The following is a 13,593-nucleotide window of genomic DNA, read 5'->3' on the forward strand; positions in this document are numbered from 1 at the left end:
TGGCGGTGTTGTTTTCATTCCACCCCATCGGGGGGAGAAAGTTGGGAGCATATGATCGAATTCCGCAATGTATCGAAAACATACCCGAACGGCACCAAAGGGCTGAACAATATTAACCTGACGATTAAAGAGGGTGAAATGGTCGTCATTGTCGGCTTGTCTGGTGCGGGCAAGTCCACTCTGCTGCGTTCCATTAATCGACTGCATGACATTACCTCCGGCGACATTGTCGTGGGCGGCAGGTCTGTCACATCTGCCGGAAGCAGCGAGCTGCGCCGCATTCGCCGTGATATCGGCATGATTTTTCAGAGCTTCAATCTGGTCAAGCGTTCCACCGTACTCCGTAACGTGCTTTCCGGTCGGGTCGGCTATCATTCGACGCTTCGGACCATCCTCGGTCTCTTTCCGAAGGAGGATATCGAGCTGGCACTAACCGCGCTGGAACGCGTGAACATTCGTGAAAAAGCCTATAGCCGGGCCGATGAGCTGTCCGGCGGGCAGCAGCAGCGTGTATCCATTGCCCGTGCTCTGGCGCAGGAGGCCAAGATCATTCTCGCGGACGAGCCTGTCGCATCGCTTGATCCGCTGACTACCCGCCAGGTCATGGACGACCTCCAGCGGATCAACCGTGAAATGCAGATTACAACCATCGTTAATCTGCATTTCATTGATCTGGCGCGCGAATATGCGACGCGGATCATTGGATTGCGTGCCGGAGAGGTCGTCTTTGACGGCACGCCGGAGGAAGCTACGGATGACGCCTTCGCGGAAATCTACGGCCGGGCCATCAAGCATGATGAGCTGCTGGGAGTCGGATCATGAAGCCTGACTCTACTGAGCGGACGCTCTCTTCGACGCCGCCGTCACCACAAGCCGGACCGCCGCAGCCGCAGCAATCCAAGCCGTCCGCAGGGCCGCCCCTACCGGGGCGTTACAAGCGTTACGCCACCTGGATGATCTTTATCGTGGTGCTGGTGGCCTGTTCCATTCATACAGATGCTACGCCTTACCAGCTAATCGTCGGCTTGCCGGAGATGGGCAAATTGCTGGGCGAAATGTTCCCGCCTGACTGGAGCTACCTGCCCACCATCTGGAAGCCGATGCTGGAAACCATCCAGATTGCCATTGTGGGCACGACGCTGGGTGCGCTGCTGGCTATTCCCGTTGCCCTGCTGTGCGCCTACAATGTCATGCCGCGCAAGCTGATCTCGCTGCCGATGCGCACGATCCTGAACCTCGTGCGGACGGTTCCCGATCTGCTGTTCGCCTCCATCTTTGTGGCGGTGTTCGGCATCGGGCCGTTCGCAGGGATGCTCGCCCTGCTCTTCTTCTCCTTCGGTATCATTGCGAAGCTGACGTTCGAGGCCATTGAAGCCATCGATCCCGGCCCGCTGGAAGCCATGACCGCCGTTGGCGCGAGCCGCATTCAGGTGATTGCCTTCGGTGTCGTACCGCAGGCATTGCCCTATTTTGTGTCCTACTTGCTGTACACCTTTGAGGTCAATGTGCGCGCAGCATCTGTTCTGGGACTGGTCGGCGCGGGCGGTATCGGCCTGCTGCTCGACCGTTCGCTTGGCCTGTTCCGGTATGATCGGGCAAGCATCATCATTCTACTGACCCTCGTCATCGTTTTGGCGATTGATTACGGCAGTAACATGCTACGGAGGAAACTATTATGAATGATTCCACACTTCGCAGACCTCTTCGCTCCAGACTGCGTTTATGGGCGATAGCCATTCTGCTGATCATCATTTATATTTGGGCTTTCCGTGGGATGCAGTTCGAAGGATTGCAGGGAACCGCCAAAAACGTCTCTCTCGCTATACTGGACGGCTTTCTTCATCCTGACTGGTCATTCGTGTACATTCCTGAAGGAGAGGACTTGCTGCGCGGGCTGCTGGATACGCTGGTTATCTCCGTTCTTGGAACCTTCGTATCCGCGTTCATCTGTCTTCCATTTGCCTTCTGGGCATCCAGCAATATGACCCGTTTGCGCCCCTTGTCAGGCAGCGGTAAATTTGTACTCAGCGTCATTCGGGTATTTCCTGAAATGATCGTCGCGATCCTGTTCATCAAGGCCGTAGGCCCCGGCTCATTTGCGGGTGTGCTTGCCCTCGGTATTCACTCCATCGGCATGCTGGCAAAGCTATTTTCAGAAACGATCGAAAGTGTCGATCACGGACCGCAAGAAGCCTTGATCGCCTGTGGTGCCAACCGTTTGCAGGTGATTTTCTTCGCCGTGCTGCCGCAGGTGATTCCACAGTTCCTTTCGTATTCGCTCTACCGTTTTGAAATTAACATCCGTTCCGCTACCACGCTAGGTCTGGTCGGGGCAGGCGGTATTGGTACGCCGCTGCTGTTTGCGCTCCAAATGCGCAACTGGAACCGTGTAGGTGTCATTTTGCTGGGCATTGTGGTCCTGATCATCTTAACGGATTTAATTTCCGGCTGGCTGCGCAAGCGGATTGTATAATCAACAAGATTGAAAATGCCAAAAAAGCCTCTCCTGTGTAAAAGGGACAACATTACGCTCCCATTACTCAGAAGAGGCTTTTTAGATTCATCAAATGGCCGCTACCTCGTCCATCACCCGCCGAATTTCCTCTGCTGTATTGTAAAAATGCGGAGCCATGCGGATCACATCCTTCCGTGCCGAAACGATGATATTTTGTTTTCTCAAATGCCTCTCAACCGCCGATGCATCGGCTACCTCAACAGCGATGAGGCTAGGTAAAGCTCCTTCCCCGGAAGGCAAACGTATGCTTAACCCTTTGCGGCGGCCATACTCCATAGAAAATTCCAGCAATTCGCTCATATACGCCTGAATGTCCGTGACCCCGATTTCCAGCAGCAGCTTTAAGGTCGCATTGGCGGCAAAGATACTAATGAATGAAGGCAATCCCGTCTCAAAGCGTCGGGCTCCTGCCGCCGGAACCGAGCGTGTAATATCAAACCGGGAAGCGGCTTCCTGTCCGAGCCATCCGGTAAGTTTGGGCTTGAAGCAGTCTATCCAATCGTTGCTTACATAAAGAAAAGCGACTCCCGGAATCCCCAGCATATATTTGCGGGCTCCTGCTACCAGAATATCCACGCCCATCGCTTTTACATCCATAGGTATGATTCCCGCAGACTGATAGGCATCTACAAACAGCAACGCCTGATTTCGGTGAGCCACATCCGCCATAGATTTTAGATCCTGCTGGAATCCGTTGGTGTAGTTCACATGGGACACCATAACAAGTGCAGTGTTTTCGGTAATGTGTTCCTCGTACTGCTGCAAAGTAACCTCACCATGCATGGAGGGGATACAATGAATGTGCTCACGGAATTGGTCCTGCGCTTGCCAGATGTGCCCTACGGTCGGAAAGTCAGTATCTGCGTACACAATACCTTCTTTTCCCGATACATAAGGAAGTGCAGTTGCCACCCCGGCAATCGCCTCGGAGGCTGAGGACAGCACCGCAATCTCGTCAGGCTCCGCCCCGATCAGTTTGGCAAAATGTCCTCTGGCCTCCTCCACCCGTGCCATAGACAAGTCGCCGTTATGCCCGTGTTGCAGCAAGCTTCGATGGTATTCCTCGATTGCGGCAGACACTGGCCTTGATATGGCTCCTTGGGAGCAGCTCCCTAGATGAATATGTGAGGACAGCACTGGAAATAGCTGACGGTAGGACTGAAACGGATGTTTCATAATTCCCTTCGCTCCTCTTGGGCACAGCTACGTGCCTTGATATGATCATTTTATTATCCATATAAGTCATCTTAGAACAAGGGTCTCCCTTCCCATCTTATCGCCAAACATCGACGATAGACGCGAAGAGAGACCCTGTGGAATCAAGCACGTTCCTGCGTTTCATTAATGAACCCGTTTGCGCCCAAACCAGCTTTTAAGCACCAAGGTGGCTAGAGCCAGTAACAACAGCAGCGAAGCCACCGCAAAGGATGCCGAGAACTGATATTCGTTATACAAAATTTCCACATGGAGCGGCAATGTGTTCGTCTCTCCACGGATATGTCCCGAAACGACCGACACCGCCCCGAATTCACCCATCGCTCTCGCATTACACAAAATAATGCCATACAGCAGACCCCATTTGATATTCGGCAGCGTCACCTTCCAGAAAATACGCCAGCCGCGTGCGCCCAGCGTAACCGCCGCTTCTTCCTCCTGGTGTCCCTGATCCTCCATTAGCGGAATCAGCTCCCGCGCTACAAAAGGAAACGTGATGAACAGCGTCGCCAATATAATCCCCGGTAAGGCAAAAATAATTTTGATATCATGCTCATCCAGCCACGGCCCAAGCCAGCCCTGTGCGCCGAATACCAGCACATACATCAATCCGCCGACAACAGGAGAGATGGCAAAGGGCAGATCAATCAAGGTGACCAGCAAGCCCTTGCCGCGAAATTGAAACTTTGTAATCAGCCAGGCGGCGGCTACGCCAAATACCGTATTCAACGGTACTGTTATCGCCGCCACCAGCAGCGTCAGCCGCAGCGCCGACATGGCGTCCGGGTCGCGTAACGCTTCAACATATACGCTCCAGCCCTGCTTGAGCGCTTCGGTAAGTACGACGATCAGCGGCAGTATCAGCACCCACAGCAAAGCCAGAAAAGCAGCACCGATCAGCGTCCACTTCACCCAAGGGGCTTCGGTTGTAACCCTGTTGGGCGGTGCAGATGAAGGCACAGGTGCATGGGTAAGCTCCTGTCCGGTTATCGCTTGTGACATGATGTTTCTTCCTCCTTAAACAGCGGATGCACCGCTATCGTGTGAACCAAACGCATACTGTCCTGCGTGATAACATTAGATAGTACGCCGCCGCGACCAGCGCTGAATGCTGTTAATCACCAGCAGCAGCAGGAATGAAATGACCAACAGCATCAATGCTACCGCCGTAGCTCCGGCATAGTCATTTTGCTCCAGCTTGGACATAATGAGCAGCGGCGCGATCTCGGTCTTCATCGGCATATTGCCGGAAATGAAGACGACTGAGCCATACTCCCCGATGCCACGGGCAAAGGCGAGCGCAAAGCCCGTCAGCAGCGGTGGTATCAGCTCGGGCACAATAACGCTGCGAAAGGTACGCCATCTGCCCGCTCCCAGCGTAGCGGCGACCTCCTCCTCGTCCTTGTCCAGCTCCTCCAGCACGGGCTGGACCGTCCGCACGACGAACGGGATACCGATAAACATCAGCGCGAGCGTAATACCCGTCTGCGAGTAGGCCATCCTCCAGCCAAGCGGTTCGAACAACGAGCCGATCCAGCCATTTTGCGCATATAGAGCTGTCAAAGCAACACCCGCAACCGCTGTAGGCAATGCAAAGGGCAGATCAATCACCGCATCAAAAATCCGTTTTCCCGGAAATTCATAACGCACCAGCACCCAGGCGATCAGAAAACCGAGGAACAGGTCAATCAGCGCCGCAGCGGCAGCGCACAAAAAGCTTACCTTGTAAGAAGCCAGTACCCTGACGTCAGTCGCCACATCCCAAAACTTCTCCCACGTCAATCCGGTTGAGTTCAGAAGCAGCGCCGATAAAGGCACCAGCACCACCAGACTGAGGTACAGCACACTATATCCCATCGTTAACCCGAACCCGGGAAGTACGCGTTTTCGGGTGACTTGCACTTGACTCATGTTCTGTCCATCCCTCTCTGAAATCCATTAACTTCCAGGTACATAAATTTGGTCAAAGATGCCCTTGTCGCTAAAATGCTTTTGCTGCGTCTCCTTCCACGTTCCGAATACATCCTTCAAGGTCACCAGTTCCAGCTTGGGAAATTGATCCTTGAATTTCGCCTTTACGCTATCCAGCGTTGGACGATAATAGTTCTCGGCAGCAATGGTTTGCCCCTCTTCGCTGTACAAATATTTCAGGTACGCATCCGCTACCTCGCGTGTACCTTTTTTATCCACAACCTTATCGACCACCGCTACCGGAGGCTCTGCCAAAATGCTGATCGACGGGTATACGATATCGAATTTATCCGTACCCAGCTCCTTCACGGAAAGCAGCGCTTCATTTTCCCAAGCGATCAGTACATCACCAATTCCGCGCTCTACAAAGGTCGTTGTCGCTCCACGCGCACCGCTGTCCAGTACCGGCACATGTTTGTACAGCTCCTGTACAAACTGCTGGGCTTTAGCTTCATCGTTATTGTTTTTCTTGAGCGCATAGGCCCATGCCGCAAGGTAGTTCCAGCGGGCTCCACCAGATGTCTTGGGGTTCGGGGTAATAACCTGCACATCGCCGCGGATCAGATCATCCCAGTCTTTAATCCCTTTCGGATTACCTTTACGCACCAACAGCACAATGGTTGAAGTGTATGGAGAGCTGTTATGCTCATATTTATCCTGCCATCCCTCTTTAATCAGCCCTTTTTCCTGTAACGCATCAATATCGTAGCCCAGAGCCAGAGTAACTACGTCCGCATCCAGCCCGTCCTGCACAGAACGACTTTGTTTACCAGATCCTCCATGAGATTGCTTGATCGTAACCTTCTGCCCTTTCTCCTTCTCCCAGTGGGCGGCAAACGCCTTGTTATACGCCTCATACAGCTCACGGGTCGGGTCATAAGAAACATTGAGCATCTCCACATCCTTGGAACCCGCAGCAGAGCTGCCATTCGCCTGTGTTTCTCCCTTGCTTGCTCCGCAAGCACTTAACGTCAACGTCAAAACCAAAGATAGCCCAAGAATAAGTCCACTTTTCCATTTCCCTTTCATCAAGACCCTCCTAATTCTATGTAATTAATAAAAACAAATTCATTTACGCCTGTTATTGACAGACGTATTCAAAAAAAAGAGCGGAGAATTCCCTGATGCAGCCCTGATAGGTCAAACCTGTCGCGTGGACAGTGTCTGCCTGCTGTTCCTAGAGGTTCTCCGCCACAATGGCGAGATCATACTTTAATTCTTTAATTCCTACCTGTTTAATGAGTTATGTAGATATAATACGAGAGTTTACGAGCGTTGTCAAACCTTTTTTTGGGATGGATGATCTGTACTTCGCTAGCTTGAGGGGATCAGAGGGAATGAAAGTCAGGAACAATAGGATGTTCCCGACTGCTTACAAGCTATTTTCATACACAAGGAACTGATTAATTGGCGACCGTTTCGAGATTGACGGAAAAAACTCCAAAAAGCTTCGGATTGTCTGTAGCTCTTCTCAACCACAGCTCGCCCGAGCCAACCATGACTCCCTGATAATTCACAAACAAGTCGTCGGTCTTTTGATTCACCAAAGCCTCACGAATTGCGTCCGTAAAAATCTGATCGTAATTGGCAATAAACTCTTTCTTATTGGGAATCGTTAATGCCTTTTCGCTGTCGTTGACGCGCAGAGGGTAGAAAATGTAATTGGCCACCTTTTCCTTGTCATTGTCGGCAACAGCCTTCTGCAAAGCTTTGAACGTGTTCAAAAATGCCTTGGGGTCCTGAATACCTGCTACCTCAAAAGGATTGTGGGATGGATTGGCGGATTTTGGGGAGGAAGAAACATCCGATGAAGTAGCCGGGGCTGATGGACTTGATTTTTTCGTATCAGTTCCGTTGTTTTCCGCACTCCGGCTCTCTTTCGCTGCTTTTTCATTTTCGGCTGAACCGCTACGATTCGTATCAGTTCCATTTTCAATCGCACTTGTACTGCTTCCAGTCTCGACGGTTTCAGCATTCTTATCCTGGCCGCAGCCAGCGAGAGCTACGAATGTAAGCGTAAGTAAAATGGCTGTGAAGGACAGCCTCCGTGACATTTTCTGATTACCGTATTCTTGGTTTTTGGGCACAACGGGTCATCCTTTCTGCTTCTGCTTTCTGCTCTGACCTATTCTGTTCATTAAGTCTTCAACCGTTCTATTGTAACATAAGTAGACTAATGACCGCATGTCGTGCCCATATGGAAGGGGCTTACAGCGTAATATAAGCGAAGGTTTTGATTGTTCCTGTGGAGCCATCGTCAGTCACTACATGTAAAAACAGCTCATTGGAAGATTTGCTTCCAGCCTCATTCTGCTCCTCCGACTTCACAAACAACAGATCATGCCGTTCTCCCGGCTGCAATCTTCGGCTGGAAGGTCCTTCCGTTTGACCTTGCAAGCCAGAGGTAGCAGAGGATGTAATCTTGTACTGTATAGGCTGCTTCCCCATATTTTTGATACTCACGTACAACTTTCGTCCCTCTTCTAACCTAAAGGGCATTCCTGCCTCTCCCTCAAATTGCGTGGTCTGATCATGTACAATGCGCTTCGTTACGCCCCCTTGCTCATTCTGCACACTTAACGGAGCAGCCGGGTGCATCACACTCGCCGTTGATGTAGTATGCGTAGTCGTCGATAAGTTGGCAAAAGCGGCATATCCCACAATTGCCCCTGCAACCCCCATCCAAACCCACTTATCTACCATTTCATTTCCTCCTTCATAGAAATATGTTGAATCCTAAACGATATAAGCCATTTTTCATACCATTCAGTCGTCACCATGATTACAAAAATGGAATGGCTTATCTTCCACAAGAAAACGATCCAGCCAGGTCATTTTGAATATAAAATCGGGGGCAGATTCAATCAATCCGTTCACAACATTTAAGGAGCGAAGATTTTTCAGGTTTTGTATTTCAGGGGGGAGTGTACGAATTCCGCTATATTGAATATCCAGATACTCCAACTGCTGTAGCTCTCCAATCTCAGGTGGCAAATGCCAGAATGTCAATTTCTCCTTGGGAATCACCCTGTAATCCGGCGCTGGACGGTCATAGCTTCCACAACCGATACTCAAGCTTTTAAGTCGGGTTAGCTTGGCAATGTTGGCTGGTAGCTCTTCCAGATCCGCTACTTGTATCGTCAGTGACTCCAACGAATCTAACTCAAATACAGCGGGCGAAAGTGTCCGCTCGTTCCATAGCATAATCAATCAGCCGTTCATAGGCCGTTCCCCGGACATCGCAGTATAATTTGATCATGTCTCTCCCCCTATGTGATGCCCTCCAGCCTTACCATACAAAAAAAAGCCGAGCTCATATCTATTATGAGTCCGGCTGTCATATTTTTCAAACTTGTATTTCACTCTGTCACTGTTCCGTAGATCAGTACGGGAGCTTCGGCGTGATCCGCAATGCGGATGTTCGCGTAAATTTTCTCCAGCACTTGGGCCACATCTTCACGGTTGGCATGAATGGTAACCAGCGAATCGCCCACTTTTACAGCATCGCCGACCTTTTTGTTCAGCATCAGGCCGACAGCCAGATCAATTTCGGATTCTTTGGTTGCGCGTCCTGCTCCAAGCAGCATCGCAGCCGTACCGATTTCGTCAGCTACGATTTCAGCGACCACACCATCCTGCTTCGCAGGCACTTCGATGAGATACTGCGCTTGTGGCAAGCGTTCTGGATGATCCACAACCGAAGCGTCGCCGCCCTGATTGGCAATAAACTCTTTGAATTTCTCCAGCGCTTTGCCGTTGCGAATGACTTCCTGGAGCTTCTCTTCGGCGTCTTCGAGGGAATCTGCTTTGCCAGCCAAAAATACCATCTGACTGCCCAAGGCCATACACAGCTCTTCCAGATCCTTTGGTCCTTGACCGCGCAGTGTGTCAATCGCTTCTTTGACTTCTAGCGAGTTACCGATGGCAAAACCCAGCGGCTGGCTCATATCGGAAATCACCGCCATTGTTTTACGACCGACGTTGTTACCGATGCTTACCATCGCATGTGCCAGTTGTTTGGCATCATCTACGGTTTTCATGAACGCGCCTGCACCTGTCTTCACATCGAGTACGATGGCATCGGAACCTGCCGCGATTTTTTTACTCATAATCGAACTGGCAATCAGCGGAATCGAGTTCACCGTAGCGGTAACATCACGCAGCGCATACAGTTTTTTGTCCGCAGGTGTCAGGTTGCCACTTTGTCCGATGACCGCAATTTTGCTGCGATTCACCAGATCTACGAATTCGTCCTTGCTGATTTCTACGTGGAAGCCTGCAATAGCCTCCAGCTTATCAATGGTTCCTCCGGTATGTCCGAGGCCGCGACCTGACATTTTCGCTACCGGAATATCCAAAGCCGCTACGAGCGGAGCCAGCACCAGCGTTGTCGTATCACCCACACCGCCAGTAGAATGCTTATCGACCTTCACGCCTTCAATCGCGGACAGATCAATTGTGTCACCTGAATGAACCATTGCCATCGTCAGATCCGCGCGTTCGCGCTCAGTCATATCTTTGAAGAAAATGGACATCGCCAACGCACTTACCTGATAGTCAGGAATTTCCCCTTGCGTGTAGCCCTGGATAATAAAATTAATTTCCTCGGTGGTCAGTTCTTTTCCATCACGCTTTTTCTCGATCAAGTCTACCATTCTCATATGTCATTTCTCCTCACTGTACGTATGGTCGCTTACAGGGATATTGCTGTATCCAGTGCAACTTCCATCATTTCTTTAAAGGTCGTTTGCCGTTCTTCTGCTGTCGTTTCCTCACCTGTCAGCAAATGATCGCTTACCGTCAGAATCGTCAACGCATTTACGCCAAATTTGGCCGCCAGCGTGTACAATGCCGAAGTCTCCATCTCGACACCCAGTACGCCGTATTCCATCAGCTTTTGTGTAATTGATTTGTCATCACGATAAAAGCTGTCCGAGCTGAACACGTTGCCGACATGCATTTTTAAGCCCTTGGCAAGACCGCGATCATAAGCGCCCTTCAACAAAGGGAAGCTGGCAATCGGTGAAAAATCATAGCCGCCAAAGATATGGCGGTTCATGCCGGAATCCGTACAGGATGCCTGTGCTAAAATAACGTCACGTACATGCACATGCTCCTTCATCCCGCCGCACGTACCTACACGGAACAAGTTTTTCACACCGTACTCGCTAATCAGCTCATTGACATAAATACTGATAGACGGTAGTCCCATTCCGGTTCCCTGTACAGACAGGCGTTTGCCCTGATACGTTCCCGTAAATCCGAGCATTCCGCGCACCTCGTTGTAGCAGGTCACGTCTTCCAGATACGTTTCAGCTATAAATTTCGCCCGCAGCGGGTCTCCTGGCAGCAGAATTGTTTCTGCAATCTCTCCAGGCTTGGCTCCAATGTGTACACTCATATTTTTATTCCTCCGTTCCATTTGTCCGTGCTTACACTCTAACTTATATCCAGGTTTAGTCTCGATTATTGAAGTTCTGCCAAAAAGCTTGTTCCGTGTTCAGGCAGCTTCACACCAAAGTTATCTGCTACTGTCGCTCCGATATCCGCAAACGTTTTACGTACCGCAAGCTCCTTGCCTCCAGCTGCAAAACGTGGGGAGTACACCAACAGAGGCACATATTCACGTGTATGATCCGTTCCCCGATACGTCGGGTCATTCCCGTGGTCTGCGGTGATAATCAGCAAATCTTCATCCGTCATTTTATCGAATACCTCCGGCAGACGGGCATCATAATCGTCCAAAGCCTGACCATATCCCTGCGGATCACGGCGATGACCGTATACGGCGTCAAAATCGACCAGATTCAAGAAGCTTAATCCGGTAAAATCTTCATCCAGCGTAGCCACCAGCTTATCCATACCGTCCATGTTGGACACGGTGCGCACAGCTTTCGTCACACCCTCGCCGTCATAAATGTCGGAGATTTTACCCAATGCAATCACATCCAGACCTGCATCCTTCAGCTCGTTCATTGTGGTACGACCAAACGGCTTGAGCGCATAATCATGGCGATTGGAGGTGCGGGAGAAGTTCCCTGCCTCACCTACGAACGGACGAGCAATAATCCGGCCCAGCATGTACGGGTCTTCCAGCGTGATTTTACGGCAGAACTCACAAATCTCATAAAGCTCCTTCAAAGGTACAACTTCCTCATGCGCCGCAATTTGCAGCACCGAATCCGCCGATGTATAGATGATGAGCGCTCCTGTTTTCACATGTTCCTCGCCCAGCTCGTCAATGATTTCCGTTCCGCTGGCAGGCTTGTTGCCAATGACTTTGCGGCCCGTATGCTCCTCAATGCGCTGAATCAGCTCATCCGGAAAACCATCGGGGAATACGCGGAAAGGAACCGCAATATTCAAGCCCATGATTTCCCAGTGTCCGGTCATGGTATCCTTACCGTTGGACGCTTCCTGCATTTTGGTGTAATACGCCAAAGGTTTCTCAGCGGCTTGCACCCCTTCAATAGAACGAATATTGGACAGACCGAGCTTACCCATATTCGGCATGTTTAGACCGCTACGTTCGCGGGCAATATGACCCAGTGTATCTACATCGTAATCATCAAACTGGGCAGCATCCGGCGCTTCGCCGATCCCCACAGAGTCCATAACAACCAAGTGAATCCGTTTGAATTTAGACATGATGAAATTCCTTTCCTAACTCGCTGTTTTTTTTACAAAAACAACCCTGCAATCGTTGCCGACAGCACGCTAACCAACGTCGCGCCGTACAACAGCTTCAGACCAAAGCGGGCCACCACATTCCCCTGCTTCTCATGCAGACCCTTCACAGCCCCGGAAATGATACCGATGGAAGAGAAGTTTGCAAAAGATACGAGGAACACCGATACGATCCCGATTGTGCGATCCGACAAGCCCGTTTGCTTGGTCAGATCCAGCATCGCCACAAATTCGTTAGACACGAGCTTGGTGGCCATAATGCTGCCCGCCTGAACCGCTTCGCTCCATGGAATCCCCATGACAAAAGCGATAGGCGCAAACACATAACCAAGCAACGATTGGAAACTTATTCCAAGCGCCCAGGAGAAAATCCCGTTAACCATGGCAATCAGCGCCACAAAACCGATCAGCATCGCAGCTACCGTAATGGCGACTTTGAAACCGTCCATAATATACTCCCCGAGCATTTCGAAGAAGGACTGCTTCTCTTCCTCCTGAACCTCCAGCAAATCATCTTCCTTCTCAATCTTGTACGGATTAATAATCGAAGAGATAATAAAGCCGCCGAACAGGTTCAATACCAAAGCAGTAACCACATATTTGGGGTTCAACATTTGCATGTAGGCTCCCACAATCGACATAGACACTGTAGACATCGCAGACGCACACAGCGTATACAGTCGATGCTTCGGCAGGAGACCAATTTGCTTTTTAACGGAAATAAACACCTCGGATTGACCCAGAATAGCCGAAGCTACAGCGTTGTAGGATTCCAGTTTACCCATTCCGTTTACTTTGCTCAAGACAAGCCCGATATATTTAATAATAAAAGGCAACACTTTGACATATTGCAAAATCCCAATCAGCGCGGATATGAACACGATTGGCAGCAATACACCGATAAAGAACGGCGCCGCCCCTTCATTCGCAATCCCGCCGAATACAAAGTTAATCCCTTCCATAGCGTACCCAATCAGACTGTTAAACCCTTTTGCAAAACCTTTGACCAGAATTTCACCAATCTCTGTATTCAGCAATACAAAAGCAAGTGCCGCCTGCAATACAACCATTACCACCAACGGACGATACCTGATTTTACGTTTGTCACTGCTGGCAACGTAAGTAAGGGCAAATACAACAAGCAGTCCCACCAGAGCGATTACATATTTCATTTTATTTTCCCCCTCATTACATTAAGCGCTTAC

At 50.5% G+C, this 13,593-nt stretch carries 14 protein-coding genes; 3 read left to right on the forward strand and 11 right to left on the reverse strand.

Annotated elements, in window-relative coordinates:
• Positions 1–51: 51 nt before the first annotated feature.
• Genes phnC through phnE (ACWXW9_RS10040) form a run of 3 tightly spaced genes read left to right on the forward strand, consistent with a single transcriptional unit; the run spans position 52 to position 2,473 of the window.
• A complete protein-coding gene (phnC, locus tag ACWXW9_RS10030; RefSeq protein ID WP_044644544.1) occupies positions 52–822 on the forward strand; it encodes a phosphonate ABC transporter ATP-binding protein in 771 nt (256 codons plus the stop codon).
• A complete protein-coding gene (gene phnE / locus ACWXW9_RS10035; protein ID WP_494929281.1) occupies positions 819–1,679 on the forward strand; it encodes a phosphonate ABC transporter, permease protein PhnE in 861 nt (286 codons plus the stop codon). The genes phnC and phnE (ACWXW9_RS10035) overlap by 4 nt, the downstream gene beginning before the upstream one ends.
• Positions 1,676–2,473 carry a phosphonate ABC transporter, permease protein PhnE gene (gene phnE / locus ACWXW9_RS10040; protein ID WP_025686134.1) on the forward strand — a complete coding sequence of 266 codons (798 nt, stop codon included), beginning with the start codon at positions 1,676–1,678 and terminating at the stop codon, positions 2,471–2,473. The genes phnE (ACWXW9_RS10035) and phnE (ACWXW9_RS10040) overlap by 4 nt, the downstream gene beginning before the upstream one ends.
• Before the next feature lie 90 nt (positions 2,474–2,563).
• Here the strand turns inward: phnE (ACWXW9_RS10040) and ACWXW9_RS10045 are convergent, their stop codons facing one another.
• From ACWXW9_RS10045 to ACWXW9_RS10095, 11 genes are all read right to left on the reverse strand, one after another.
• Complete coding sequence (locus tag ACWXW9_RS10045) at positions 2,564–3,691, reverse strand: aminotransferase class V-fold PLP-dependent enzyme (RefSeq protein WP_494929282.1); 1,128 nt, start codon at positions 3,689–3,691, stop codon at positions 2,564–2,566.
• 165 nt (positions 3,692–3,856) lie between these two features.
• The gene (cysW, locus tag ACWXW9_RS10050) at positions 3,857–4,732 is read right to left on the reverse strand and encodes a sulfate ABC transporter permease subunit CysW (protein WP_494929283.1); all 876 of its coding nucleotides are present in this window, start codon (positions 4,730–4,732) and stop codon (positions 3,857–3,859) included.
• Between the two features lie 75 nt (positions 4,733–4,807).
• A complete protein-coding gene (cysT, locus tag ACWXW9_RS10055; protein ID WP_494929284.1) occupies positions 4,808–5,641 on the reverse strand; it encodes a sulfate ABC transporter permease subunit CysT in 834 nt (277 codons plus the stop codon).
• A gap of 27 nt (positions 5,642–5,668) precedes the next feature.
• On the reverse strand, positions 5,669–6,730 hold the full coding sequence (locus ACWXW9_RS10060; protein WP_494929285.1) for a sulfate ABC transporter substrate-binding protein: 1,062 nt from the start codon (positions 6,728–6,730) through the stop codon (positions 5,669–5,671).
• A gap of 374 nt (positions 6,731–7,104) precedes the next feature.
• The gene (locus ACWXW9_RS10065; protein ID WP_494929286.1) at positions 7,105–7,788 is read right to left on the reverse strand and encodes a hypothetical protein; all 684 of its coding nucleotides are present in this window, start codon (positions 7,786–7,788) and stop codon (positions 7,105–7,107) included.
• Positions 7,789–7,909: 121 nt separating this feature from the next.
• Complete coding sequence (locus ACWXW9_RS10070) at positions 7,910–8,404, reverse strand: hypothetical protein (RefSeq protein WP_494929287.1); 495 nt, start codon at positions 8,402–8,404, stop codon at positions 7,910–7,912.
• 63 nt (positions 8,405–8,467) lie between these two features.
• Positions 8,468–8,854, reverse strand: a complete 387-nt coding sequence (locus ACWXW9_RS10075) for a leucine-rich repeat domain-containing protein (RefSeq protein WP_494929288.1) — start codon at positions 8,852–8,854, stop codon at positions 8,468–8,470.
• A gap of 206 nt (positions 8,855–9,060) precedes the next feature.
• A complete protein-coding gene (locus tag ACWXW9_RS10080; protein ID WP_494929289.1) occupies positions 9,061–10,362 on the reverse strand; it encodes a pyrimidine-nucleoside phosphorylase in 1,302 nt (433 codons plus the stop codon).
• Between the two features lie 32 nt (positions 10,363–10,394).
• A complete protein-coding gene (gene deoD / locus ACWXW9_RS10085; RefSeq protein WP_494929290.1) occupies positions 10,395–11,102 on the reverse strand; it encodes a purine-nucleoside phosphorylase in 708 nt (235 codons plus the stop codon).
• A 65-nt stretch (positions 11,103–11,167) separates the two neighbouring features.
• On the reverse strand, positions 11,168–12,349 hold the full coding sequence (deoB, locus tag ACWXW9_RS10090; RefSeq protein ID WP_494929291.1) for a phosphopentomutase: 1,182 nt from the start codon (positions 12,347–12,349) through the stop codon (positions 11,168–11,170).
• 32 nt (positions 12,350–12,381) lie between these two features.
• On the reverse strand, positions 12,382–13,560 hold the full coding sequence (locus tag ACWXW9_RS10095) for a NupC/NupG family nucleoside CNT transporter (RefSeq protein ID WP_494929292.1): 1,179 nt from the start codon (positions 13,558–13,560) through the stop codon (positions 12,382–12,384).
• Between the last annotated feature and the right edge of the window lie 33 nt (positions 13,561–13,593).

This window comes from Paenibacillus sp. LT-B23, assembly GCF_059417685.1.